Raw genomic sequence first — 25,700 nt, 5'->3', positions numbered from 1 at the left:
AGTGAAACGCCGTAGCGCCGATGGTAGTGTGGGGTCTCCCCATGCGAGAGTAGGGAACTGCCAGGCATCAAATTAAGCAGAAGGCCATCCTGACGGATGGCCTTTTTGCATTGGTGCAGAAAATAATGCCGGGTGCAACGCATGGCGCGTTTTATCCAGCCTACTCTTGCTTATCCGTCCTGATTTTGCATCCACTCCACTACAAAATCAGCCAGCCCCTCAACATCATTGATATCCAGTAATGTGGCATTAAGCTTAAGCGGCACATCGCTGGCCACAGCAATAACATGTCTGTCTATTACTAATTCTTCCGGTCGATGTCCGGCCCCTTCACGAAAAAGCACAATCTTTGCGATCTCTTCATGCTTAAACCCTTCGACCAGAATCAAATCCAGCTTTGAGGTATCCATCCGGCTTGCGAGAAAATGTAGATCCAGTTCTTCTTCGTCTGGCGTTTCCGTCATCAAAGCCCATCGTTGCTGGCTGGCAACGATGGTTTGCGCCGCGCCAGCCTTGCGCAGTTCATAGCTATCTTTGCCTGGCTTATCAACATCCATATCATGATGCGTATGCTTAATCAGTCCCGGACGGATCCCTCTGGCGCATAATGCCGGGATCAGTTTTTTCAGCAGCGTAGTTTTTCCAGTGCCACTCCACGCGGCAAAGGCGAGTAGCGGTATCATTACTTTTCTTGCCATCGGGCAAGCTCCTCTGGCGTATTCACGTTCACAAATGCATCTTTATGATCGCTGAAATCAACCGCATGGCCGCCAGCCAGACGCATAAATGCCATTACCCGGCGTTCTCCTGCTTGCAGATATTCTAGTAATAAAGGCTCAATAGCGCGGTTTACCAGAGCAATAGTCGGGTGATCACGTTCACCGTCATGGACCCACACGACAGGCGCATCTTTGCGCTGATGATTAAGCCGGGCGGCTAAATCAGGGGGAATGTAAGGCGTATCGCACGGGCAAAACAAAAACCACTCACCAGGTTCCTGCTGCATTACTGAAAGCATTCCTGCCAGAGGGCCTGGGTAATCCGCCAGTGAATCTTCAATCACTTTCAGACCGCTTGCCTGATAGATTTCCTGATGACGATTAGCATTAACCACGACGTGAGAGAGCTGCGTCATAAGCGCGTCAGCGACATGTTGCCATAATGGTTTGCCGTTTAATTCAAGCAATCCTTTATCTACGCCGCCCATTCGTCTGGCTTTACCGCCCGCCAGCACAACGCCTGTTATCGTCGTCATCAGATTCACCGATATCGCCTCTTTTATTGTGGGATTGACCCTGCTAACGTGTCTGTCTCAAGAGTAAGGAGCATTACTATGAAATGTAAACGTCTGAATGAAGTTATTGAACTCCTCCAGCCAGCCTGGCAAAAAGAGCCAGACCTTAACCTGCTGCAATTTTTGCAGAAACTGGCGAAAGAGTCAGGTTTTGACGGCGAACTGGCGGATTTGACGGATGACATTCTGATCTATCACCTGAAAATGCGTGATTCCGCGAAAGATGCGGTGATCCCGGGTTTGCAGAAAGATTATGAAGAAGATTTCAAAACGGCGCTATTACGCGCACGTGGCGTAATTAAAGAGTAAAAGCTTGTAAGCGGCGCAACCAAAATCATCGTGAAATGATATCCTTCATCATTCGTAATGTTTTCCGGATGATGGGATGAACAACAGCGCTTTTACTTTCCAGACACTACACCCGGATACCATCATGGACGCTCTGTTTGAGCATGGGATCCGGGTGGATTCCGGTCTTACCCCGCTTAACAGCTATGAAAACCGTGTCTATCAATTTCAGGACGAAGAGCGTCGACGTTTTGTCGTCAAATTTTATCGCCCTGAACGTTGGACAGCCGATCAAATCCTCGAAGAACATCAATTTGCGTTGCAGCTGGTTAACGATGAAGTTCCGGTCGCAGCACCTGTGGCCTTTAATGGTCAGACTTTATTGAATCATCAGGGATTTTATTTCGCTGTTTTTCCAAGCGTCGGTGGTCGCCAGTTCGAAGCTGATAATATCGATCAGATGGAAGCGGTGGGGCGTTATTTAGGGCGTATGCACCAGACGGGGCGCAAACAGCTTTTTATCCATCGCCCGACCATCGGTCTGAATGAATACCTCATTGAGCCACGCAAGCTGTTTGAGGACGCTACATTGATACCTTCCGGGTTAAAAGCGGCATTCCTGAAAGCGACAGATGAGCTGATCGCCGCCGTTACAGCACACTGGCGGGAAGATTTCACCGTTCTGCGGCTACATGGAGACTGCCACGCCGGGAATATTCTCTGGCGCGATGGTCCAATGTTCGTTGATCTGGATGATGCACGTAATGGTCCAGCCGTTCAGGATTTGTGGATGTTGCTCAATGGCGATATAGCTGAGCTGCGGATGCAACTGGAAACTATTATTGAGGCTTATGAAGAATTTAGCGAGTTCGATATCGCTGAAATCGGACTGATTGAACCTTTACGCGCCATGCGTTTGGTTTATTATCTTGCCTGGCTAATGCGGCGTTGGGCTGATCCCGCGTTCCCGAAAAATTTCCCGTGGTTAACCGGGGAAGATTACTGGCTGCGACAGACGGCGACTTTTATAGAACAGGCAAAAGTTCTACAAGAACCCCCTTTGCAATTAACACCTATGTATTAATCGGAGAGAGTAGATCATGAAAAAGATTTGGCTGGCGCTGGCTGGTTTAGTTTTAGCGTTTAGCGCATCGGCGGCGCAGTATGAAGATGGTAAACAGTACACCACCCTGGAAAAACCGGTTGCTGGCGCGCCGCAAGTGCTGGAGTTTTTCTCTTTCTTCTGCCCGCACTGCTATCAGTTTGAAGAAGTTCTGCATATTTCTGAGAACGTGAAGAAAAAACTGCCGGAAGGCGTGAAAATGACTAAATACCACGTCAACTTCATGGGTGGGGATCTGGGCAAAGAACTGACTCAGGCATGGGCAGTGGCGATGGCGCTGGGCGTGGAAGACAAAGTGACTGTTCCGCTGTTTGAAGGCGTACAGAAAACCCAGACCATTCGTTCTGCATCTGATATCCGCGATGTATTTATCAACGCAGGTATTAAAGGTGAAGAGTACGACGCGGCCTGGAACAGCTTCGTGGTGAAATCTCTGGTGGCTCAGCAGGAAAAAGCCGCAGCCGACGTGCAATTGCGTGGCGTTCCGGCGATGTTTGTTAACGGTAAATATCAGCTGAATCCGCAGGGTATGGATACCAGCAATATGGATGTTTTTGTTCAGCAGTATGCTGATACTGTGAAATATCTGTCCGAGAAAAAATAATTCATTGTGAATTACATAAGGCCCGTGAATATTCACGGGCTTTTTTATTATTTAATAAATATAAATATATTCTGATATTTTACGTCGTTGCTGGACAATATAAACTCTGTAGAGGATATTCGCATAGCGATATACCAAATCGCGTTACTCTTCAGGGATAAAATATGATACGTAAATCAATTGCTGGTTCGGTTATTGCTGTTGTTGTCATTCTGGGTGGTGGTACATGGTTTTCTGGTATGAAAACTCAAACCAGTGTTGAGCAGTTTATTGTTGGTTTTAATAAAGCTAATAAAAGTAGTAATGGCGCTCATGATATGACGCTAAGTTGTAAAGATTATAAAAGAGGTTTTTTTAGTTCATCTTTTCAAGTAGCTCTGACCTTTAATAATGGTATTACAGATAGCGAAATTAAACCGGGTCAGAATATTATACTGGATGTAAATGTTGATCATGGACCATTTCCACTGGGTCAGCTTTCAAAGGGTAATATAAAGCCAACTATGGCAACGGCAAAGGTATCTCTGGCTAAGAATGAGGTTACACAATCCTACTACACTGCAACGAAAGGTAAGTCACCGTTCGTTGCTGATATCGTGGTTGCAATGGGTGGGGCGCTAACCACTGAAGTGAATATCACTCCGGCAACATTTCAGGAAGTCTCTTATAAAGATGGTAAGTTCACGTTTCGTGGTGATGACAGTTCGCCGTCAAATATGGAAGTAACTGGATACCTGAATAATATCATTGTAAATCTGGACTCCATAACCAAACTTACTGCAAAGTCGATGACTTTTAATTCATTATCTCGTATAGAGGAAATGAGATATCCAGTAGGAAAAGGTGATGTAAAATTTAATCAGGTTACGCTTCAGGGACTTGATGATGACATTACTAAAATTAATTCTTTTGCTTCAAAAATAATATTTGAACGCGCTAAGGATAAAAAATATATCAATACAAATTTCTCCTACGGCATTGATACCTTAAAAAAAGGCGATCAAAATTTTGGCAGTGGAGATATGTCGTTGCAATTTAATGCTATTGATCCACTCGCTTTTAGAGTTTTTATTGAACACTACAATATTTTATTACGCAAGCAATTGGCAAATAATCCAGATGTAATGAAAGATGAAAATGCGATGGATGATCTCCGGGTTGGGGTACTTGCAGAGAGTTTACCAATCTTGTTCAAAAGTGAACCTGTTATCCAGATCCCTGTTAAATGGAGAAATGCTGTAGGGGAATTGAAAGGTGATCTGAATATTGCGATGGCTGATGCTAAATCTGTTGATAATAGTATAAAGTCGTTAGATCTGAATATTTCTCTGCCACTTAACGTTATCGGGGAATTAGCGAAACAAATTCGTTTATCAGAAGGTAACAGCAGAGAAGCAGCACAGATAAAGGCCGAACAGGCGGTCGCAGAATTTAAGGATGTGGGTCAACAACTCGATTTACTTAAGTTTGATGAAAATACGGGGTCATTGCAAATTCACTATGGACAGGGAAAAGTAAATTTTAACGGTAAAGAAATGACGGATATGGAGTTTTTCATGCGCATGGCACGTTTGATGCCTTAATATTTATTACTCGCCTCGGGGATTTTCGGGGCGAGCAACTATGGTCAATCTCGCTGTTCGGAAGAGATAAGCGTATTCAGATACTGATCTTTCTCATGCCAGAGTGTATTTAACCATAGCTGAAAGCGGCGCTTAAACGCTTTATCGTTCACATAATCGCCATGTAATTCCTCAGCTATGGGCTGCAATTCAACCTTTACAACAATTCGCGTTAACTTCCCACTCAGCATATCGAAAAAAGGCTGACGATTGTTTTCTGGGTAACAGAGAGTGATGTTAAGCAATTTATCAAATTGTTTGCCCAGCACATTCAGTGCCATTGCGATCCCAGCTGCTTTTGGTGGTAACAGGTTTTTATAGGGGGAACGTGTCTGCTGGTGTTTCTCTTCAGTGAAGCGGGAGCCTTCGACAAAATTAACAATTGTGGTGGGATGCAGGCGAAACTTCTCACATGAGCGTCGGGTGGTTTCCACGTCCTTACCGCGCCGTTCCGGGTGACGGAGTAAATATGCCCGTGAATAACGTTTCATAAAAGGCATATCTAATGCCCAGCATGCGAGACCGATAAAAGGTACCCAGGCTAATTGCTGTTTAAGAAAGTACTTATTCATGGGAATGTGTTTACGGAACAGGACACAAAGCACAACAATATCTGCCCAACTGCGGTGATTGCAGATAAGCAAATACCAGTTTTTTTTGCTCAACCCTTCAAGCCCTTCGACCTTCCACTGGAGATGGGGATTGAGGTGCAACAATGCTGCTAATCCTTCACACCAGCAATACATCATGAAATTGCAAAAGAGCGACACTTTGCGCCAAACAATCGGTATAGGCAGCAAAATTTTCACAATTCCTGCAAGGATGATGGGAACGGAACAGAAAACAGTGACCAGGACGGTCAATACGATACTCAGCAAAATCGTTATCGCAGCGAGTATTCTCGTCATAATTTTATTTTTCAAAAAGTTAGCCATAGACAAGGCGCGAAAGCCGCGCAAGTGGCCGATTCTAACAGAAAACGGCGCAAATGATGGGTCTTAGTGACCAGGAACATGGAGTATATCTATCCACATTACAGTAATCATTAATATTGATAATGATGAAAGCAGGAAATTATATAATTAATTGAAAAATAGAGATAAATAGAATGATTCATCTATCATAGGAATATTAAAAATGAGATGTAAATAATTTATGCACAAAGTTATCCACAATATGTTTTGCGAGCGGGGCCGGAGAATAGCAAAAGATTTGCCCTAAAGAGAGTGAAAAACTCAAGTTTTGCCCCCGTATGTGGCATCCTTTACCCATAATCTGATAAACAGGCACGGACATTATGGTTCAGATCCCGCAAAATCCCCTTATCCTTGTAGATGGTTCATCTTATATTTATCGCGCATACCACGCGTTTCCGCCACTAACTAACAGTGCAGGCGAGCCGACCGGTGCGATGTATGGTGTCCTCAACATGCTGCGCAGTCTGATCATGCAATATAAACCGACGCATGCAGCGGTGGTCTTTGACGCCAAGGGAAAAACCTTTCGTGATGAACTGTTTGAACATTACAAATCACATCGCCCGCCAATGCCGGACGATCTGCGAGCACAAATCGAACCCCTGCACGCGATGGTTAAAGCGATGGGGCTGCCGCTGCTGGCGGTTTCTGGCGTAGAAGCGGACGACGTTATCGGTACTCTGGCGCGGGAAGCCGAAAAAGCGGGGCGTCCGGTGCTGATAAGCACTGGCGATAAAGATATGGCGCAGCTGGTGACGCCAAATATTACGCTTATCAATACCATGACGAATACCATCCTCGGCCCGGAAGAGGTGGTGAATAAGTACGGCGTGCCGCCAGAACTGATCATCGACTTCCTGGCACTGATGGGTGACTCCTCCGATAACATCCCTGGCGTACCGGGCGTCGGTGAAAAAACCGCGCAGGCACTGCTGCAGGGTCTTGGCGGGCTGGATACGCTGTATGCCGAGCCGGAAAAAATTGCTGGCCTAAGCTTCCGTGGCGCGAAAACAATGGCGGCGAAGCTCGAGCAAAACAAAGAAGTGGCTTATCTCTCTTACCAGCTGGCGACGATTAAAACCGACGTTGAACTGGAGCTGACCTGTGAACAACTGGAAGTGCAGCAACCGGCGGCAGAAGAGTTGTTAGGGCTGTTCAAAAAGTATGAGTTCAAACGCTGGACTGCTGATGTCGAAGCGGGCAAATGGCTACAGGCTAAAGGGGCGAAACCCGCAGCCAGGCCGCAGGAAACCAGTGTTGCAGACGAAGCACCAGAAGTGACGGCAACGGTGATTTCGTATGACAACTACGTCACCATCCTTGATGAAGAAACACTGAAAGCGTGGATTGCGAAGCTGGAAAAAGCGCCGGTATTTGCCTTTGATACCGAAACCGACAGCCTCGATAACATCTCTGCTAACCTGGTCGGGCTTTCTTTTGCTATCGAGCCAGGCGTAGCGGCATATATTCCGGTTGCTCATGATTATCTTGATGCGCCCGATCAAATCTCTCGCGAGCGTGCACTCGAGTTGCTAAAACCGCTGCTGGAAGATGAAAAGGCGCTGAAGGTTGGGCAAAACCTGAAATACGATCGCGGTATTCTGGCGAATTACGGCATTGAGCTGCGTGGGATTGCGTTTGATACCATGCTTGAATCCTACATTCTCAATAGCGTTGCCGGGCGTCACGATATGGACAGCCTCGCGGAACGTTGGTTGAAGCACAAAACCATCACTTTTGAAGAGATTGCGGGTAAAGGCAAAAATCAACTGACCTTTAACCAGATTGCCCTCGAAGAGGCCGGACGTTACGCAGCCGAAGATGCCGATGTCACCTTGCAGCTGCATCTGAAAATGTGGCCGGATCTGCAAAAAAACAAAGGGCCGTTGAACGTCTTCGAGAACATCGAAATGCCGCTGGTGCCGGTGCTTTCACGCATTGAACGTAACGGTGTTAAGATCGATCCGAAAGTGCTGCATAATCACTCTGAAGAGCTCACTCTGCGTCTGGCTGAGCTGGAAAAGAAAGCGCATGAAATTGCAGGTGAAGAGTTTAACCTTTCTTCCACCAAGCAGTTGCAAACTATTCTGTTTGAAAAACAGGGTATTAAACCGCTGAAGAAAACGCCGGGTGGTGCGCCGTCAACGTCGGAGGAGGTACTGGAAGAGCTGGCGCTGGACTATCCGTTGCCAAAAGTGATTCTGGAGTATCGTGGTCTGGCGAAGCTGAAATCGACCTACACCGACAAGCTGCCGCTGATGATCAACCCAAAAACCGGGCGTGTACATACCTCTTATCACCAGGCCGTAACTGCGACGGGACGTTTATCGTCAACCGATCCTAACCTGCAAAACATTCCGGTGCGTAACGAAGAAGGTCGCCGTATCCGCCAGGCGTTTATTGCGCCAGAGGATTATGTGATTGTCTCGGCGGACTACTCGCAGATTGAACTGCGCATTATGGCGCATCTCTCGCGTGACAAAGGCTTGCTGACCGCATTCGCGGAAGGAAAAGATATCCACCGGGCAACGGCGGCAGAAGTGTTTGGTTTGCCACTGGAAACCGTCACCAGCGAGCAACGCCGTAGCGCGAAAGCGATCAACTTTGGTCTGATTTATGGCATGAGTGCTTTCGGTCTGGCGCGACAATTGAACATTCCACGTAAAGAAGCGCAGAAGTACATGGACCTTTACTTCGAACGCTACCCAGGCGTGCTGGAGTATATGGAGCGCACCCGTGCGCAGGCGAAAGAGCAGGGCTACGTTGAAACACTTGATGGTCGTCGTCTTTATCTGCCGGATATCAAATCCAGCAACGGCGCGCGCCGTGCAGCAGCTGAACGTGCAGCCATTAACGCGCCAATGCAGGGAACCGCCGCCGACATTATCAAACGGGCGATGATTGCCGTTGATGCGTGGTTACAGGCTGAGCAACCGCGTGTGCGTATGATTATGCAGGTACACGATGAACTGGTATTTGAAGTTCATAAAGATGATCTTGAGGCGGTAGCGAAGAAAATCCATCAACTGATGGAGAATTGTACTCGTCTGGATGTGCCGTTGCTGGTGGAAGTGGGTAGTGGCGAAAACTGGGATCAGGCGCACTAAGATTTGCCTGAATAAGCCTTTTTTTCGTAAGTAAGCAACATAAGAAGACGCATTTTGTGATGGGTATTAGAAATTCCTATGCAACAGCTGAAAAAAAATTACAAAAAGTGCTTTCTGAACTGAACAAAAAAGAGTAAAGTTAGTCGCGTAGGGTACAGAGGTAAGATGTTCTATCTTTCAGACCTTTTACTTCACGTAATCGGATTTGGCTGAATATTTTAGCCGCCCCAGTCAGTAATGACTGGGGCGTTTTTTATTGGGCGAAAGAAAAGATCGTAATGCCTGATGCTTATCAGGCCTATGCCAGAGCCGGATACGCCACATCCGGCACAAGCATTAAGGCAAGAAAATTATTCGCCGTCCTGCATTTCTTCTACTGGCTGCATCTCGCTAAACCAGGTATCCAGTTTCTGCCGCAGCTTGTCCACGCCTTGTTTCTTCAGCGAAGAGAACGTTTCAACCTGCACATCACCGTTAAACGCCAGCACCGCTTCACGCACCATATTCAATTGCGCTTTACGTGCGCCGCTTGCCAGTTTGTCCGCTTTGGTCAGCAGCACCAGAACGGCGATATTACTGTCTACCGCCCACTCAATCATCTGCTGATCCAAATCTTTCAGCGGATGACGAATATCCATTAGCACCACCAGACCTTGCAGGCTCTGACGTTTTTCGAGGTACTCGCCGAGCGCGCGCTGCCATTTGCGTTTCATCTCTTCCGGAACTTCTGCGTAGCCATAGCCCGGTAAGTCAACAAGACGCTTTCCATCCGCGACTTCAAATAAGTTGATTAATTGAGTACGTCCAGGGGTTTTCGATGTTCTCGCCAGGCTTTTTTGATTTGTCAGTGTATTCAGTGCGCTGGATTTGCCCGCATTGGAACGGCCAGCAAATGCCACTTCGATCCCTGTATCAGAAGGTAAGTGGCGAATATCAGGCGCACTCATCACAAAATGCGTCTGTTGATAATTCAAGTTATTCAAAGCGGTCGTCTCCGTCAGTCAAAGCTTTGGGGCGATTATACCTGAACGGCAGCAAAAGACTGGTTTTTCGGCCAGGGGCTGGTGTAAGTTAAAGCCCTGCACTTTGTAAGACATTGACCATTGTACTTATGCGAAATTTAGGTGTGATTATCACGCTGAGTCATAATTTATATTAGTTAAATCATGTGATTACTTTTATATCTCATTCCTAAAATGTGGGCTTAAAGCCCCAGGGTTCTTGTGAGTTTTAGCGAATCGCGTAGAGTAACACCCATCGAGCGAGGACGCAGACAGGAATGATGACTCAGGACGAGGGTCAGGAACGCCAGGAGGCGAAGACACAGGAAGGTCAGGAAGACAAACGTCAGGAGACGTTAGAAAAGGGAAATGGAAATAACACGGAAGTTCCAGGCTAAGGGAAAAACAGGGCGTGTTGATAGCCAACAGGGATTGTAAGGCCCGCTGAGGGTTTTGAGTCAAGAAAAAAGGCGACAGAGCAATCTGTCGCCTTTTTTCTTTGCTTGCTTTCTGTTAGATTCCGCCGCAAATCTATACTGAATAAAACGGCTAAAAGACGAACCATTATGAAACCATCTTCACCATCACGCAGCAAAGGTCATGCAAAAGCGCGTCGCAAAACGCGCGAAGAGCTGAATCAGGAAGCTCGTGACCGCAAGCGTCAGAAAAAACGTCGTGGCCATGCGCCGGGCAGTCGCGCAGCGGGCGGTAACACCACGTCGGGCAGCAAAGGCCAGAACGCACCGAAAGATCCACGTATTGGCAGTAAAACCCCTATTCCATTGGGCGTGACTGAAAAAGTCACCAAACAGCACAAACCGAAGAGTGAGAAACCTATGCTTTCACCGCAGGCGGAGTTGGAGTTACTGGAAACGGATGAGCGTCTGGATGCGCTGCTGGAACGTCTGGAAGCAGGAGAAACCTTGAGCGCTGAAGAGCAATCCTGGGTTGATGCCAAACTGGATCGTATCGATGAGCTGATGCAGAAACTCGGCCTCTCTTATGACGACGACGAAGAAGAGGAAGAAGACGAGAAGCAAGAAGACATGATGCGTCTGCTGCGGGGCAACTAACGGATTGCCGCCGTGGGCCTTCCCGTTCTGCTGATAACCCTTCCGGTTATATGTTATCTGGTGTGGTTATTCGTTAAACTACAGCGGTTGTCGCGGCGACAAAAGTGGCTGCGCAACCGGCTGATGACTCGAAACGGGCATCCGCCGGTACGCCGTAGCCGCCAGAGACGCCATCGGAAGGAGTGAGCATGTCTGTACAGCAAATCGACTGGGATCTGGCCCTGATCCAGAAATATAACTATTCCGGGCCACGATACACCTCGTACCCGACCGCGCTGGAGTTTTCAGAAGACTTCGGCGAACAGGCGTTTTTACAAGCCGTGGCGCGCTATCCTGAGCGTCCATTATCTCTCTACGTACATATCCCGTTCTGCCACAAACTTTGTTACTTCTGCGGTTGCAATAAGATTGTTACTCGCCAGCAGCACAAGGCCGATCAGTATCTGGACGCACTAGAGCAAGAAATCGTCCATCGTGCGCCGCTGTTTACCAGGCGCAAGGTGAGCCAGCTGCACTGGGGCGGTGGAACGCCGACATATCTGAACAAAGCGCAAATCAGCCGACTAATGAAGTTGCTGCGCGAAAACTTCCAGTTCAATACTGATGCGGAGATTTCGATCGAAGTCGATCCGCGCGAAATAGAACTGGATGTACTCGATCATTTACGCGCCGAAGGCTTTAATCGCCTGAGCATGGGCGTGCAGGACTTCAACAAAGAAGTGCAACGTCTGGTTAACCGCGAGCAGGATGAAGAGTTCATCTTTGCACTGCTTAACCATGCGCGTGAGATTGGTTTTACTTCCACCAACATCGACCTGATTTACGGCCTGCCGAAGCAGACGCCGGAGAGTTTCGCTTTTACCCTGAAACGTGTGGCGGAACTTAACCCCGATCGTCTGAGTGTCTTTAACTACGCGCATCTGCCGACCATTTTTGCTGCTCAGCGCAAAATCAAAGATGCTGACCTGCCGAGTCCGCAGCAAAAACTCGATATCCTGCAGGAAACCATCGCCTTCCTGACGCAATCGGGCTATCAGTTTATCGGGATGGATCACTTTGCTCGCCCGGATGACGAGCTGGCGGTGGCCCAGCGTGAAGGCGTGCTGCATCGTAACTTCCAGGGCTACACCACTCAGGGCGATACCGATCTGCTGGGGATGGGCGTTTCAGCCATCAGCATGATTGGCGACTGCTACGCGCAGAACCAGAAAGAGTTGAAGCAGTACTATCAGCAAGTGGATGAACAAGGCAATGCGCTGTGGCGTGGTATTGCGCTAACGCGTGATGACTGTATTCGCCGCGATGTGATTAAGTCGCTCATCTGCAACTTCCGTCTGGATTACGCCCCTATTGAGCAACAGTGGGATTTGCACTTCGCTGATTACTTTGCGGAAGATCTCAAACTACTTGCCCCGTTAGCAAAAGATGGGCTGGTGGATGTGGATGAGAAGGGGATTCAGGTGACGGCGAAAGGTCGCTTGCTGATCCGCAACATTTGCATGTGCTTTGATACCTATCTGCGTCAGAAAGCGCGGATGCAGCAGTTCTCACGGGTGATTTAAAGAGTGAATGGCGCTTCGTTTACAAGGTAGAAAACGAAAGCGCCATCAATGTGCTGGGAACAAAGTTGCCTGGTACGCTACGCGTATCAGGCTTGCATGGCTGGAATCCCAGCTCTTTTCTCTGAGGATAATCTGTTAAATATGTAAAATCTTGTCAGTGTAATAAAGAGTTCGTAATTACTCTATTCTCTTATATTGCTGTTCTCATTCTCTCTTTAATCTGACGTTACGCTAATTCGTAATAATAATATCTCGCCCACTTAATAGTTTCTTAATACAAAGTCTGTACAAAGACAGGGTAACTTCAGAGGTAGTCGGTAATTTATGATGAACAGTGCAAATAAACTTAGTGTTATTATCCCGTTATATAATGCGGGAAATGATTTTAACGCCTGCATGGAATCTTTAATCGCGCAAACCTGGACTGCTCTGGAAATCATTATTGTTAACGATGGTTCAACAGATAATTCCGTTGAAATAGCAAAATATTATGCAAAAAATTATTCGCATGTTCGTTTGCTGCATCAGGCGAATGCTGGCGCATCGGTAGCGCGTAATCGCGGGATCGAGGCAGCGACGGGCAAATATGTCGCTTTTGTCGATGCTGATGATGAGGTCTATCCCACCATGTACGAAACGCTGATGACGATGGCGTTAGAGGATGATCTCGATGTGGCACAAGGTAACGCCGACTGGTGCGTACGTGAAACGGGCAGAACATGGCAATCTATTCCAGGTGATCGTATTCGTTCAACAGGCGTTTTAAATGGCCCGGAATGGCTGCGATTCGCGCTTGCTTCTCGCCGCTGGACACACGTGGTGTGGATGGGCGTTTATCGCCGGGAAATTCTTATTAAAAACAATATTAAATTTATTCCCGGTTTGCATCATCAGGATATTATCTGGAGCACCGAGGTCATGTTTAATGCCTTGCGTGTACGTTATACCGAACAATCTTTATATAAGTACTTTTTACATAATAACTCAATAAGTCGTTTGAAAAGACAAGGGAATAAAAACCTTAATTATCAACGGCACTATATTAAAATTACCCGCTTGTTGGAAAAGTTAAATCGTGATTATGCTGATAAAATTCCGATTTATCCAGAATTCCATCAGCAAATAAGTTATGAAGCATTACGTGTTTGCCATGCAGTACGAAAAGAACCCGATCTTTTTACCCGTCAGCGCATGATTGCCGAAATTTTTACTTCCGGTATGTATAAACGCATGGTGACTAATGTGCGCAGCGCTAAGGTCGGTTATCAGGTCTTGCTGTGGTCTTTGCGTCTGTGGCAATGGCGCGACAAAACATTGTCGCACCAACAAAATGCACGCAAAGCGCTTAATCTGAATTAGCGTTTGCGGTATTGGCGGGTGTCCTCCCCCAGCCTTGCCATTGATTGCGGATGTAGTTCACCAGCGTACTCTGACTGATGCTTTCGCTCAGCACGCTAAAGAATCGGTCAGCATAAACCGGCTCCAGCGGCTTCTTCGGTTTGCAGAGCTTCACGCCACGGAACGGATTACGCGGTGCGTCGGGCACAGTGTTTTTCGGCGGTGTAGACGTATCAACCTGCGGTTCATTCAGCAAGCTGCTGGCTTTCACCAGCGTAATGTCTGGCGGCAGGTTATAAACCATCTGTTGTAGCACGCGTACCGTTGAAGGGTGAGGATGCCCAATGGCAATGGTTGAACCGTTGCGACGCGCCAGGTCAATTGCGCGATTGAACTGCACACGGATGTCTGCTTCATTTTGCGAATCGTCGAGGAACACCTTCCGTTTAATAACCTTCACGCCAGTACCTTGCGCGGCGCGCATCGCCTGGGTATTACCGATGGTTACGCTGTCGAGGAAGTAAAGATTGTAACGCTCCAGCGCCTGCATCACTTTCTGCATACCAAACAGGTTAGAGGTCATCTTGCTACCCATGTGGTTGTTGATCCCCACGGCATAGGGCACGTTATTGACCGCACTACGAATAATGCGCTCAATTTCGTCGCTGCTCATCTCCGGGCGCAGCGTATTTTTCTCCAGCGGCTGTTTACTCAACGGTGCCATTGGCAGATGAATCAACACTTCGTGACCGCTGTTATGCGCTTTGGTCGCCATCTCTCTGGCGTGCGGTGAATCGGGTAATACAGCGACGGAGATAGCGGAGGGCATCGCCAGCACCTGGTTTTCGTTGTGCGGGCGATACCCAAAATCATCAATGACGATGGCAAGTTTGCCAGCAATTACGGGGGAGGAGAGCGCCAACAGAGCGGCAAGTGAAAGAATGTTACGACGAAATGGAAACAAAACTTATCTTCCCAACCACGGCTGTGGATTGACGGCCTGACCCTGGCGACGAATCTCAAAATAGAGTGAAGGTCTGCCCTGACCACCACTGCTGCCCACCAGTGCAATTGGCTGGCCCGCACGAACCTGCGAACCAACGCTCACCAGCGCGCTTTGATTATAGCCGTAAAGACTCATGTCGCCTTTACCATGCTCAACCACTACCACCAGACCGTAGCCTTGCAGCCAGTCAGCCAGAATCACCCGACCATCGGCAATGGCTTTAACTTCAGTACCTTCAGAGGCACCGATAACCATCCCTTTCCAGCGTAGTTCGCCCTGTAGCTGTTCACCATAGCGATGCAGCGTCGGCCCGCGAACCGGCCAGAATGCCTGACCACGCGGTGCACCCAGGCCACCAGTTCGGGACATCAGCGATTTTTCGCTTTCGGTAGGTTTGTAGGTGGTGCCTTTGCGCGTCGCTTCTTTCTGGCGGTCGCGAACCGCCTGGGCTTCGCGCGCTTCACGTTCAGCACGCGCTTTCGCCGCCGCTTCCGCACGGGCAATGCTGTTACGCAGACGAGATTCGTTGGCGCGCAGCTCGCTCAACTGTTGCTGACCTTGCTGGATGGAAGACTCCAGCCCTGTCAGCGTCTTTTTACGCTCGTTCAGCGCCTGAGTCAGCTTCGCCTGTTGGGCGCGCTGCTCATATAACAGCGTTTGCTGCTCGCTCTGTTTCTCTTCCAGCTCGGCGCGTTGCATAGCGACTTCTTCACGCGTTTGTTTCAACTGAGCAATGGTTTCTTGTCGTGCCTGGTTGAGATAACCGAAATAAGCCTGTAAACGCTGACCACGCTGGCTTTCTTCACCGCTGAGAATGAGCTGAATACCGGTATGCTCGCCCTGACGAAACGCGGCATCCAGTTGCGCGGCGAGGCTACGTTCTTGAGCGGCTTTTTGCTGCTCTAGTTTGGCAATCGACGCGTTCATCTCATCAATCTGTTTATTCAGTTGATTGAGTGTGTTTTGCGTTTCGCGCAGCTTGCGAGTGGCTTCGGAGATCGCTTCTTCCTGCTTTTTCAATTGTGCGAGCAGGCTTGCGCGTTGTTGTTGCTTTTGGCGTACCGCGCGCTCTTTCGCGGCGATATCGGCCTGAATAGATTTGAGTTGGTCGCGATCATCCGCGTGGGCGGAAAAGGCGCACAACAATACGCCAGCGCTAAGAACGCTGGCGTAGATGATGGGCCTGATTGCAAACCTGCGCGGTTTCACGGCCCGTGTCATGGTATTAATCGCCTTTCCCCTCATGGGGAGGGATTATTCCACGATGAACAGCGGCTTACCAGTCATCTCTTGCGGGATTTCCATACCCATCAGCGACAACATGGTCGGCGCGATATCAGAAAGTTTGCCGCCTTCAACCGCTTTCACGTTCTTATCGCCAACGTAAATCAGCGGAACTGGCAGGTTGGTGTGCGCTGTGTGCGCCTGACCCGTTGCCGGATCGCGCATCTGTTCAGCGTTACCGTGGTCAGCGGTGATCAGCAGTTGTCCACCTACAGACTCAACCGCTTTCGCAACTTCATCCACGCAGTGATCCAGCGCTTCAACGGCTTTAACCGCTGCTTCCATCACCCCGGTGTGACCTACCATGTCGCCGTTAGGATAGTTACAGATGATAGTGTCGTATTTGCCGCTCTTAATGGCCGCAACCAGTTTTTCGGTCAGCTCTGCGGAGCTCATTTCCGGCTGCAGGTCGTAAGTTGCCACTTTCGGCGAGTTGATCAGAATGCGATCTTCGCCTTTGAACGACTCTTCTACACCACCGTTAAAGAAGAAAGTGACGTGAGCATATTTTTCGGTTTCGGAAATACGCAGTTGAGTTTTGTCGTTTTTCGCCATCCACTCGCCGAAGGTGTTAACCAGAGAAGCTGGCGGGTAAGCAACCGCAGTTTTGATGTCAGCGGCGTATTCGGTCAGCATCACGAAATCGATGTTAACCACTTTCTTACGCGCGAAGCCGTCGAAATCAGCGTTCACGAAAGCACGAGTGATTTCACGCGCACGGTCAGCACGGAAGTTCATGAAAATCAGAGCATCGCCGTCTTCCATTGCCGCGTCTGGCTGACCTTCTGCACGAATAACGGTCGCTTTCACGAACTCGTCGTTTTCGTCACGAGCATAAGCAGCCTGCAAACCGGCAACAGCAGTGTCGGCCTGGAACTCACCCTGCGCCAGAGTCAGCAGGTCATACGCTTTTTCAACGCGATCCCAACGGTTATCACGGTCCATTGCATAGTAACGACCAATGATGGACGCTACGCGGCCTTTGCCCAGCGCGGCAAATTTCTCTTCGAATTTTTTCAGCGAGGATTCAGCACTGCGCGGTGGGGTGTCGCGACCGTCAAGGAATGCGTGCAGGTAGATTTTTTCTGCGCCGCGTTCCGCTGCCAGTTCCACCATCGCCATGATGTGATCTTCGTGGCTGTGTACACCACCTGCGGAGAGCAGACCCATAATGTGTACTGCTTTGCCTGCGTTTTTCGCTTTATCTACCGCGCCAGTCAACACCGGATTAGCAAAGAAAGCGCGATCTTTGATTTCAACATCCAGACGAGTCAGGTCCTGATACACGATGCGGCCGGCACCCAGGTTAACGTGACCTACTTCGGAGTTACCCATCTGACGGTCAGGCAGACCGACTTCCAGACCGGAAGCGTCGATCAGGGTATGCGGACGATTGGCCCACAGTGCATCCATTACCGGGGTTTTAGCACTAAAAATGGCGTTATCCTGCTGTTCTTCGCGATAGCCATAGCCATCCAGAATCACCAGTACCATAGGTTTTTTAGAAACCGACATTGCGACAACCTCATACTCAAGAGTCAAAATTTGCGTAATTTTACTACAGCTGAATCGATAAAATAGCCTCAGAAGATCAAATAAAGGAGAAGCTCGGGGAACGGCAACCACTCTTTTGTGATTTTTTTTCCGTGGCACCCCGCAAAAATGCAATCCAGTTAACGCGCTGGCTGTATTTGCCGCACCGCGCAGGTATACTCCTGTCCTGGTTTTTTTAATCACTACGTCGGGAGTTGTTACCCCCCATGCAAGAAATTATGCAATTTGTTAGCCGTCATCCCATACTGAGTATCGCCTGGGTTGCGTTACTGGTGGCGGTTTTATTCACCACCTTCAAAAGCCTGACCTCAAAAGTGAAGGTAATTACCCGTGGTGAAGCAACGCGTCTTATCAACAAAGAAGACGCCGTTGTGGTGGATTTGCGTCAGCGAGATGACTTCCGTAAAGGTCATATCGCGGGCTCCACCAACCTGTTGCCGACCGAGATTAAAGCCAACAATGTTGGTGAACTTGATAAGCACAAAGATAAGCCGATTATTGTGGTCGACGGTTCTGGTATGCAGTGTCAGGAAGCTGCAAATGCATTAACCAAGGCCGGTTTCGAGAAAGTGTTCGTGCTGAAAGAAGGCATTGCTGGCTGGGCTGGCGAGAATTTGCCTCTGGTGCGCGGAAAATAAGCTGTAGATTAACAACAGGAGCGAAGTCATGGCCAACATTGAAATCTATACCAAAGCTACCTGCCCCTATTGCCATCGTGCTAAAGCACTGTTGAGCAGCAAAGGTGTGAGCTTCCAGGAACTTCCGATTGACGGTGATGCCGTAAAACGTGAAGAGATGATCAAACGCAGTGGCCGTACAACGGTTCCGCAGATTTTTATTGATGCGCAGCACATTGGTGGCTGTGATGACTTGTATGCGTTGGATGCGCGTGGTGGACTGGATCCCCTGCTGAAATAACGTCTTATCGTTTACAGATTAATGAGTAGTTTTAAGGACAACACTAAAGGGTTTTTCAAACATGTCAGAACAAAACAACACTGAAATGACTTTCCAGATCCAACGTATTTATACCAAGGATATCTCTTTCGAAGCGCCGAACGCGCCGCATGTTTTCCAGAAAGATTGGCAACCAGAAGTTAAACTTGATCTGGATACGGCATCTTCCCAACTGGCAGATGACGTATACGAAGTGGTACTGCGTGTAACCGTAACGGCCTCTTTGGGCGAAGAAACTGCGTTTCTGTGTGAAGTTCAGCAGGGCGGTATTTTCTCCATCGCAGGTATCGAAGGAACTCAGATGGCGCATTGCCTGGGTGCATACTGCCCGAACATTCTGTTCCCGTATGCTCGTGAGTGCATCACCAGCCTGGTTTCACGCGGTACGTTCCCGCAACTGAACCTTGCGCCGGTTAACTTCGATGCGCTGTTCATGAACTATTTGCAGCAGCAGGCTGGCGAAGGTACTGAAGAACATCAGGATGCCTGATGAACCAACGTAATGCTTCAATGACTGTGATCGGTGCCGGCTCGTACGGCACCGCTCTTGCCATTACCCTGGCAAGAAATGGCCACGAGGTTGTCCTCTGGGGCCATGACCCTGAACATATCGCAACCCTTAAACGCGACCGCTGTAACGCCGCGTTTCTCCCCGATGTGCCTTTTCCCGATACGCTCCATCTTGAAAGCGATCTCGCCACCGCACTGGCAGCCAGCCGTAATATTCTTGTCGTCGTGCCAAGCCATGTCTTTGGTGAAGTGCTGCGCCAGATTAAACCGCTGATGCGTCCTGATGCGCGTCTGGTGTGGGCGACCAAAGGTCTGGAGGCGGAAACCGGATGTCTGTTACAGGACGTGGCGCGTGAGGCGTTAGGCGATCAAATTCCGCTGGCGGTTATCTCTGGCCCAACGTTTGCGAAAGAACTGGCGGCAGGTTTACCGACGGCTATTTCGTTGGCCTCTACCGACCAAACCTTTGCTGATGATCTTCAGCAGTTGCTGCACTGTGGTAAAAGTTTCCGCGTTTACAGCAACCCGGATTTCATTGGCGTGCAACTTGGCGGCGCGGTGAAAAACGTCATTGCCATTGGCGCGGGGATGTCCGACGGTATCGGTTTTGGTGCGAATGCGCGTACGGCGCTGATCACTCGAGGTCTGGCTGAAATGTCGCGTCTTGGCGCGGCGCTGGGGGCCGATCCTGCCACCTTTATGGGCATGGCGGGGCTGGGTGATCTGGTACTTACCTGTACTGACAACCAGTCTCGTAACCGCCGTTTTGGCATGATGCTCGGTCAGGGCATGGATGTACAAAGCGCGCAGGAGAAAATTGGTCAGGTGGTGGAAGGCTACCGTAATACGAAAGAAGTTCGCGAACTGGCGCATCGCTTCGGCGTTGAAATGCCAATAACCGAGGAAATTTATCAAGTATTATATTGCGGAAAAAACGCGCGCGAGGCAGCATTGACTTTACTAGGTCGTGCACGCAAGGACGAGCGCAGCAGCCACTAAACCCAGGGAACCTTTGTTACCGCTATGACCCGGCCCGCGCAGAACGGGCCGGTCATTATCTTATCGTGTGGAGTAAGCAATGTCGTGTGAAGAACTGGAAATTGTCTGGAACAATATTAAAGCCGAAGCCAGAACGCTGGCGGACTGTGAGCCAATGCTGGCCAGTTTTTACCACGCGACGCTACTCAAGCACGAAAACCTGGGCAGTGCACTGAGTTACATGCTGGCGAACAAGCTGTCATCGCCAATTATGCCTGCCATTGCTATCCGTGAAGTGGTGGAAGAAGCCTACGCCGCCGACCCGGAAATGATCGCTTCTGCGGCCTGTGATATTCAGGCGGTGCGTACCCGCGACCCGGCAGTCGATAAATATTCGACTCCATTGTTATATCTGAAAGGTTTTCATGCCTTGCAGGCGTATCGCATCGGTCACTGGCTGTGGAATCAGGGCCGTCGCGCGCTGGCTATTTTTCTGCAAAACCAGGTCTCTGTGACGTTCCAGGTGGATATTCACCCGGCAGCAAAAATTGGTCGCGGTATCATGCTCGACCACGCGACGGGCATCGTTGTGGGTGAAACGGCGGTGATTGAAAACGACGTGTCGATTCTGCAATCCGTTACCCTTGGCGGTACGGGTAAATCTGGCGGAGACCGTCACCCGAAAATTCGTGAAGGCGTAATGATTGGCGCAGGCGCGAAAATTCTCGGTAATATTGAAGTTGGGCGCGGTGCGAAGATTGGCGCAGGTTCCGTGGTGCTGCAACCGGTGCCGCCACATACCACCGCCGCTGGCGTTCCGGCACGCATTGTCGGTAAACCAGACAGCGATAAGCCATCAATGGATATGGATCAGCATTTCAACGGCATTAACCATACGTTTGAATATGGGGATGGGATCTGACGTCCTGTGATTGTGCCGGATGCGATGTAATCATCTATCCGGCATACAGTAACTAATCTCTCAACACCGCTCCCGGATACCCCAGCTGCCGCCAGGCTTCATACACCACGACCGACACCGCATTGGACAGGTTCATGCTGCGGCTGTCCGGCACCATTGGAATGCGAATTTTTTGTTCAGCGGGCAGGGCATCGAGAATGCTCGCGGGCAGGCCGCGTGTTTCCGGGCCAAACATCAGATAGTCGCCATCCTGATAACTTACGGCGCTGTGTGCGGGCGTGCCTTTCGTGGTGAGGGCAAACAGACGCTGGGGATTTTCTGCTTCCAGGAACGCAGCATAGTTATGATGACGCGTAACGGCGGTAAATTCGTGGTAGTCCAGCCCCGCACGGCGCAGGCGCTTATCGTCCCAGGCAAATCCCATCGGTTCGATGATATGCAGGCGAAAGCCGGTGTTGGCGCAAAGACGGATGATGTTGCCAGTGTTTGGCGGAATTTCTGGTTCGTAAAGTACGATGTTTAGCATACTGCCCCCTTAGTGCGGGGGCAGGATAGCAGATATTCATCTAACCCTTAAGCTGCATTCCCTTTCGCCAGTGGAGCCAGCGCCGCAGGCAGTGCTTTATCCAACTCCTGCACCAGCGAATCCTGACTAATTTCACTGATCGACTTCGCACCTGTCAGCGTCATTGCGACTTTCATCTCTTTTTCGATCAAATTGAGTAAATTAGCCACGCCCGCCTTACCAGCCGTCGCCAGGGCGTAAAGATATGCACGACCCAGCAGTACGGTATCGGCACCGAGGGCAATCATGCGTACCACGTCCAGCCCGTTACGAATCCCGCTATCTGCCAGAATGGCGATATCACCTTTCACTGCATCCGCAATAGCAGGGAGTGCGCGGGCAGAAGAGAGTACACCGTCTAGCTGGCGACCACCGTGGTTAGAAACCACAATGCCATCTGCGCCAAAACGTACCGCATCACGCGCATCTTCTGGATCAAGGATTCCTTTGATCACCATCGGGCCATCCCAGAAGTCGCGGATCCATTCAAGGTCTTTCCATGAGATCGAGGGATCGAAGTTATTAGCCAGCCAGCCGATGTAATCTTCCAGTCCGGTCGGTTTGCCGAGGTAAGCCGAGATATTACCGAGATCATGTGGACGACCATTCAGGCCTACATCCCACGCCCATTGCGGATGCGTCACCGCCTGCCAGTAACGGCGCATTGCTGCGTTCGGGCCGCTCATACCGGAGTGCGCATCACGGTAACGCGCGCCAGGCGTTGGCATATCCACGGTGAAAACCAGCGTCGAGCAGCCTGCTGCTTTTGCTCGCTCCAGCGCGTTACGCATAAAGCCGCGATCGCGCAGCACATACAACTGGAACCACATCGGGCGCTTAATGGTTGGTGCAACTTCTTCAATCGGGCAGACCGAAACAGTCGATAGCGTAAAGGGGATACCGTGCGCATCTGCAGCGCCTGCGGCCTGCACTTCACCGCGCCGCGCGTACATGCCGCATAATCCGACAGGTGCAAGTGCAACTGGCATCGACAGTTTTTCATTAAACAGCGTGGTTTCCAGGCTTAAATCAGACATATTTTTCAGAACACGCTGGCGTAGTGCCACCTGGGATAAATCTTCCACGTTACGGCGCAAGGTGTATTCCGCATAAGCGCCACCGTCGATGTAGTGGAATAAGAAAGGGGGCAAAGTGCGTTGCGCTGCGGCGCGATAATCGCTGGCTGCTGAAATAATCATGCTTCGTTCTCCCTGGAAATATCATTCTGGTCACCGGGCAGACGGGTAATACGTGCCTGGCGGGCCTGGTCTTCATCAAATCGTTTAATGGTGGTGTGGACAAAACTAAGGTGCGCCATCATTGCTTTACGCGCGCCATCGGCATCGCCAGCAAAAATGGCTTCCATCACCGCCTGGTGTTGCTCCGTGAGTTGTGAAAATACGGGCGGAACAAGGTACATACGCTGGCGACTCTGTTTTACCGATGAGTGCAGCACATCGAAGAAGCCGCGCATGGTTTGTAAAAGCACCACGTTGTGTGAGGCTTCAGCAATCGCCAGATGAAAGCGAACGTCGGCCTGGGAGGCGAGATCCGGGTCTTCGCTGAGCGTTGCGTCAAAGCAGAGTTTGATTTTCTCTTTATCGGCAGTTGTGGCACGCATTGCCGCATGCCATGCGGTGCTGGCTTCAATGGCGTGACGGGCTTCCAGAATATCAAAGCCATAATCGGGATCATCTGCCATCAGGCTTTTCAGCGGTTGGACGATATTTTGTTCAGACCACGCTTCATGTTGCCAGCGAACAAACGTGCCGCCACCACGACGGCTAAGCAACACCCCTTCGCTAATCAACTTAGCCAGCGCCTCGCGCAGGGAATTGCGCGAGACACCCAGTTGTGCCGCTAACTGGCGTTCGGCGGGTAATTTCATACCCGCTTCCAGTTGCTGCTCTTCAATCAGCGCTCGCACACGAGAGGCGACCTCGTCTGACAGGCGTCTGGGTATAACAATCATTACGGGATCATCCAGGTTAAAACATAGGCCTGAAGCGTGGTGATCACGCCGACCATGCAGGTGAATATCAGGCTGTGTTTGACGGTAAAGCGGAACAGGTCTGACTCCTTGCCAACAAGGCCAACCGCGGCGCAGGCGATAGCGATAGACTGCGGGGAGATCATTTTTCCGGTAACTCCGCCTGTGGTGTTAGCTGCCACCATCAGAACATCCGAGACGCCGATTTGCTGGGCTGCGGTAGCCTGTAAGGCAGCAAACAGGGCGTTTGATGATGTATCTGATCCGGTCAGGAATACCCCCAGCCAGCCAAGGAACGGCGAGAAGAAAGTAAATGCGCTTCCGGTATGCGCCAGAGCCAGAGCCAGCGTTGAAGAAAGCCCCGAATAGTTAGAGATAAAGGCGAACGCCAGCACCATGCCGATGGAGTAAATCGGCAGCGCCAACTCTTTCAGCGTGCTGCCAAAAGTCTGGATAGCCGCTGAGGGTTTCATTTTCAGCCAGACAATAGAGAGCAGGGCGGCAAACAAAATGGCAGTACCCGTTGCTGAGAACCAGTCGAACTTATACACCGCAGCGTAGGCTGTCGCTTCGTGTACCACCGGAGGCATACGGGCAACCAGTTTGTCGAGGAACGGAACCGGAATGTTAATCACCCAGTCATACAACGCGCCGCCAGGTGCAAACAGCGCTTTGAAGGGAGGAATACTCCATAAGGTGACAGTTGCTGTCAGGAACAGGAATGGTGACCAGGCGCGAACAACTTGCCCTGCGGTGTATCCGGTACGAGCCAGTGTCTGATCGACCTGCGACGCACCCAAATCGCCAAAGCGGAAAATACGCACTGGCTGCCAGCGTTTCAGGAACAGTGTCAGGCAAACCAGCGATACCAGCGAAGAGATGATGTCTGGCAGTTCCGGGCCGATAAAGTTAGAGCTGAGATACTGAGCGATAGCAAACGAACCGCCAGCGACCATTACTGCAGGCCAGGTTTCTTTCACACCTCGCCAGCCGTCCATAATCGCCATAATCCAGAACAGAACGATAATGGTCAGGAACGGCAGCTGGCGGCCTACCATCTGGCCGATTTCAAAGCTGTCCAGCCCGGTCACTTGCCCGGCAACCAGAATCGGGATACCCATCGCACCAAAGGCGACAGGCGCGGTATTGACGATCAGACACAAACCAGCAGCATACAACGGGTTAAAGCCCAGTCCGACCAGCAGAGCGGCGGTTATCGCCACTGGCGCGCCAAAGCCAGCAGCCCCTTCGAGAAATGCGCCGAAGGAGAAACCGACAATTAGCATTTGCAGACGTTGATCCGGCGTTATCGAAAGTATTGATGAACGGATAATGTCGAACTGCCCGGTTTTCACAGAGATTTTATAAACAAAGACCGCAGCGATAATAATCCAGGCGATGGGCCACAACCCGTAGAAGAAGCCATACACCACCGAGGCCAGCGCATTAGCGACAGGCATTTTGTAGAACAACAGGGCGACGGCAAGGGCGATAGCCACCGTCCACGACGCGGCGATATAGCCTTTTAACTTCAGCTTTATCAGCGCGAAGAAGAAAAAGAGAATCGGAAGCGATGCGATCAGGCTGGAAAGCCAAATGTTGCCAGCCGGATCATAGTTTTGTTGCCAGAGATTCATTGCAGGTCTCCTGAGGGCCGTGCGCATAGTGCAATGAGTCTGTGCTCACTTCTTCGTCACACTATGTGTAAAAGTGGCCCTGCCAATATTGTATTGTAGGGATAATGACAATGAATGGTTAATCAAATGTTATGTGATGGCAACATTAACAACGATGATTATTAATGAATTGTGAACCAATGGTCAGATAGGCGAGTAATTGGTAGGGCCAATTTTGGCGAGGCTTAAGGTTGATAAAGAAAAAGATTGGCAACGAAAAGGGCAATTCTCATCAGAGAATTGCCCTGGATTGTTGGCGACGTGAACGC

The 25,700-nt window shown here is 49.9% G+C and carries 24 protein-coding genes and 1 pseudogene; 14 read left to right on the top strand and 11 right to left on the bottom strand.

All coding sequences use genetic code 11. The features are described from left to right. Nucleotides 1–170: 170 nt before the first annotated feature. Complete coding sequence (mobB, locus tag K0335_RS08210; RefSeq protein ID WP_000101974.1) at nucleotides 171–698, bottom strand: molybdopterin-guanine dinucleotide biosynthesis protein MobB; 528 nt, start codon at nucleotides 696–698, stop codon at nucleotides 171–173. After that, on the bottom strand, nucleotides 683–1,264 hold the full coding sequence (gene mobA / locus K0335_RS08205; RefSeq protein WP_104920404.1) for a molybdenum cofactor guanylyltransferase MobA: 582 nt from the start codon (nucleotides 1,262–1,264) through the stop codon (nucleotides 683–685). The genes mobB and mobA overlap by 16 nt, the downstream gene beginning before the upstream one ends. Before the next feature lie 69 nt (nucleotides 1,265–1,333). Here mobA and K0335_RS08200 point away from each other — a divergent pair, with 69 nt between their 5' ends. From K0335_RS08200 to K0335_RS08185, 4 genes are all read left to right on the top strand, one after another. Beyond that, the gene (locus tag K0335_RS08200) at nucleotides 1,334–1,603 is read left to right on the top strand and encodes a YihD family protein (RefSeq protein ID WP_001295263.1); all 270 of its coding nucleotides are present in this window, start codon (nucleotides 1,334–1,336) and stop codon (nucleotides 1,601–1,603) included. Nucleotides 1,604–1,679: 76 nt separating this feature from the next. Beyond that, nucleotides 1,680–2,666: a stress response kinase SrkA gene (gene srkA / locus K0335_RS08195; RefSeq protein WP_104920405.1), complete on the top strand. Its 987-nt coding sequence runs from the start codon at nucleotides 1,680–1,682 to the stop codon at nucleotides 2,664–2,666. 16 nt (nucleotides 2,667–2,682) lie between these two features. Beyond that, nucleotides 2,683–3,309, top strand: coding sequence for a thiol:disulfide interchange protein DsbA (gene dsbA, locus K0335_RS08190; protein WP_000725353.1), 627 nt, complete (start codon nucleotides 2,683–2,685; stop codon nucleotides 3,307–3,309). Between the two features lie 164 nt (nucleotides 3,310–3,473). Next, complete coding sequence (locus K0335_RS08185) at nucleotides 3,474–4,892, top strand: YdgA family protein (RefSeq protein ID WP_160193763.1); 1,419 nt, start codon at nucleotides 3,474–3,476, stop codon at nucleotides 4,890–4,892. 44 nt (nucleotides 4,893–4,936) lie between these two features. On the opposite strand, the gene K0335_RS08180 is transcribed toward K0335_RS08185, so the two are convergent. Further along, a complete protein-coding gene (locus tag K0335_RS08180; RefSeq protein WP_001273375.1) occupies nucleotides 4,937–5,866 on the bottom strand; it encodes an acyltransferase in 930 nt (309 codons plus the stop codon). Nucleotides 5,867–6,228: 362 nt separating this feature from the next. Between K0335_RS08180 and polA the strand changes: the two genes are divergently transcribed. Beyond that, nucleotides 6,229–9,015, top strand: a complete 2,787-nt coding sequence (polA, locus tag K0335_RS08175; RefSeq protein WP_104920407.1) for a DNA polymerase I — start codon at nucleotides 6,229–6,231, stop codon at nucleotides 9,013–9,015. A 350-nt stretch (nucleotides 9,016–9,365) separates the two neighbouring features. On the opposite strand, the gene yihA is transcribed toward polA, so the two are convergent. Next, complete coding sequence (yihA, locus tag K0335_RS08170; protein WP_001061529.1) at nucleotides 9,366–9,998, bottom strand: ribosome biogenesis GTP-binding protein YihA/YsxC; 633 nt, start codon at nucleotides 9,996–9,998, stop codon at nucleotides 9,366–9,368. A gap of 296 nt (nucleotides 9,999–10,294) precedes the next feature. Between yihA and K0335_RS08165 the strand changes: the two are divergent. The 4 genes and pseudogenes from K0335_RS08165 (at nucleotide 10,295) to K0335_RS08150 (ending at nucleotide 14,010) form a co-directional block, all read left to right on the top strand. Next, a pseudogene (locus K0335_RS08165) lies at nucleotides 10,295–10,464 on the top strand (hypothetical protein). Between the two features lie 118 nt (nucleotides 10,465–10,582). Next, entirely contained in the window at nucleotides 10,583–11,089 is a 507-nt protein-coding gene (gene yihI / locus K0335_RS08160) for a Der GTPase-activating protein YihI (protein ID WP_001300530.1), read from the top strand. A 188-nt stretch (nucleotides 11,090–11,277) separates the two neighbouring features. Then, nucleotides 11,278–12,651 (top strand): oxygen-independent coproporphyrinogen III oxidase, encoded by a 1,374-nt coding sequence (gene hemN, locus K0335_RS08155; RefSeq protein WP_000116116.1) that lies wholly within the window; start codon nucleotides 11,278–11,280, stop codon nucleotides 12,649–12,651. A 324-nt stretch (nucleotides 12,652–12,975) separates the two neighbouring features. Further along, nucleotides 12,976–14,010: a glycosyltransferase gene (locus K0335_RS08150; RefSeq protein WP_104917641.1), complete on the top strand. Its 1,035-nt coding sequence runs from the start codon at nucleotides 12,976–12,978 to the stop codon at nucleotides 14,008–14,010. Here K0335_RS08150 and K0335_RS08145 read toward each other — a convergent pair. Genes K0335_RS08145 through gpmM form a run of 3 tightly spaced genes read right to left on the bottom strand, consistent with a single transcriptional unit; the run spans nucleotide 13,997 to nucleotide 17,794 of the window. Beyond that, on the bottom strand, nucleotides 13,997–14,953 hold the full coding sequence (locus K0335_RS08145; protein WP_000483818.1) for a divergent polysaccharide deacetylase family protein: 957 nt from the start codon (nucleotides 14,951–14,953) through the stop codon (nucleotides 13,997–13,999). The two genes, K0335_RS08150 and K0335_RS08145, sit on opposite strands and share 14 nt — an antisense overlap. A 3-nt stretch (nucleotides 14,954–14,956) precedes the next feature. After that, nucleotides 14,957–16,216, bottom strand: coding sequence for a murein hydrolase activator EnvC (gene envC, locus K0335_RS08140; RefSeq protein ID WP_000196245.1), 1,260 nt, complete (start codon nucleotides 16,214–16,216; stop codon nucleotides 14,957–14,959). Nucleotides 16,217–16,249: 33 nt separating this feature from the next. Then, the gene (gene gpmM, locus K0335_RS08135; RefSeq protein ID WP_001353573.1) at nucleotides 16,250–17,794 is read right to left on the bottom strand and encodes a 2,3-bisphosphoglycerate-independent phosphoglycerate mutase; all 1,545 of its coding nucleotides are present in this window, start codon (nucleotides 17,792–17,794) and stop codon (nucleotides 16,250–16,252) included. A 245-nt stretch (nucleotides 17,795–18,039) separates the two neighbouring features. On the opposite strand from gpmM, the gene K0335_RS08130 reads away from it, so the two are divergent. The 5 genes from K0335_RS08130 (at nucleotide 18,040) to cysE (ending at nucleotide 21,200) form a co-directional block, all read left to right on the top strand. Further along, nucleotides 18,040–18,471: a rhodanese-like domain-containing protein gene (locus K0335_RS08130; protein ID WP_002431804.1), complete on the top strand. Its 432-nt coding sequence runs from the start codon at nucleotides 18,040–18,042 to the stop codon at nucleotides 18,469–18,471. A 28-nt stretch (nucleotides 18,472–18,499) separates the two neighbouring features. Further along, nucleotides 18,500–18,751 carry a glutaredoxin 3 gene (grxC, locus tag K0335_RS08125; protein WP_001273797.1) on the top strand — a complete coding sequence of 84 codons (252 nt, stop codon included), beginning with the start codon at nucleotides 18,500–18,502 and terminating at the stop codon, nucleotides 18,749–18,751. A 61-nt stretch (nucleotides 18,752–18,812) separates the two neighbouring features. Next, nucleotides 18,813–19,280 carry a protein-export chaperone SecB gene (gene secB / locus K0335_RS08120; protein WP_000003375.1) on the top strand — a complete coding sequence of 156 codons (468 nt, stop codon included), beginning with the start codon at nucleotides 18,813–18,815 and terminating at the stop codon, nucleotides 19,278–19,280. Beyond that, nucleotides 19,280–20,299, top strand: coding sequence for an NAD(P)H-dependent glycerol-3-phosphate dehydrogenase (gene gpsA / locus K0335_RS08115; RefSeq protein ID WP_104920408.1), 1,020 nt, complete (start codon nucleotides 19,280–19,282; stop codon nucleotides 20,297–20,299). Before secB ends, gpsA begins: the two co-directional genes overlap by 1 nt. Before the next feature lie 79 nt (nucleotides 20,300–20,378). Next, nucleotides 20,379–21,200 carry a serine O-acetyltransferase gene (gene cysE, locus K0335_RS08110; protein WP_001277561.1) on the top strand — a complete coding sequence of 274 codons (822 nt, stop codon included), beginning with the start codon at nucleotides 20,379–20,381 and terminating at the stop codon, nucleotides 21,198–21,200. A 52-nt stretch (nucleotides 21,201–21,252) separates the two neighbouring features. Here cysE and trmL read toward each other — a convergent pair whose 3' ends face one another. From trmL to lldP, 4 genes are read right to left on the bottom strand one after another with little or no spacing between them, the layout of a single operon-like run. Then, nucleotides 21,253–21,726 (bottom strand): tRNA (uridine(34)/cytosine(34)/5-carboxymethylaminomethyluridine(34)-2'-O)-methyltransferase TrmL, encoded by a 474-nt coding sequence (gene trmL / locus K0335_RS08105; RefSeq protein ID WP_000932361.1) that lies wholly within the window; start codon nucleotides 21,724–21,726, stop codon nucleotides 21,253–21,255. A gap of 47 nt (nucleotides 21,727–21,773) precedes the next feature. Further along, nucleotides 21,774–22,964: a quinone-dependent L-lactate dehydrogenase gene (gene lldD, locus K0335_RS08100; protein WP_104920409.1), complete on the bottom strand. Its 1,191-nt coding sequence runs from the start codon at nucleotides 22,962–22,964 to the stop codon at nucleotides 21,774–21,776. Further along, on the bottom strand, nucleotides 22,961–23,737 hold the full coding sequence (gene lldR, locus K0335_RS08095; RefSeq protein WP_000635462.1) for a transcriptional regulator LldR: 777 nt from the start codon (nucleotides 23,735–23,737) through the stop codon (nucleotides 22,961–22,963). The genes lldD and lldR overlap by 4 nt, the downstream gene beginning before the upstream one ends. Beyond that, a complete protein-coding gene (lldP, locus tag K0335_RS08090; RefSeq protein WP_001055290.1) occupies nucleotides 23,737–25,392 on the bottom strand; it encodes an L-lactate permease in 1,656 nt (551 codons plus the stop codon). The genes lldR and lldP overlap by 1 nt, the downstream gene beginning before the upstream one ends. Between the last annotated feature and the right edge of the window lie 308 nt (nucleotides 25,393–25,700).

The sequence above is a fragment of the Escherichia sp. GZ89 genome (genome assembly GCF_019366485.1).
In the GTDB taxonomy this organism is placed as follows: Bacteria; Pseudomonadota; Gammaproteobacteria; order Enterobacterales; family Enterobacteriaceae; genus Escherichia; species Escherichia fergusonii.
This window is presented reverse-complemented; position numbering and strand designations above follow the sequence as displayed.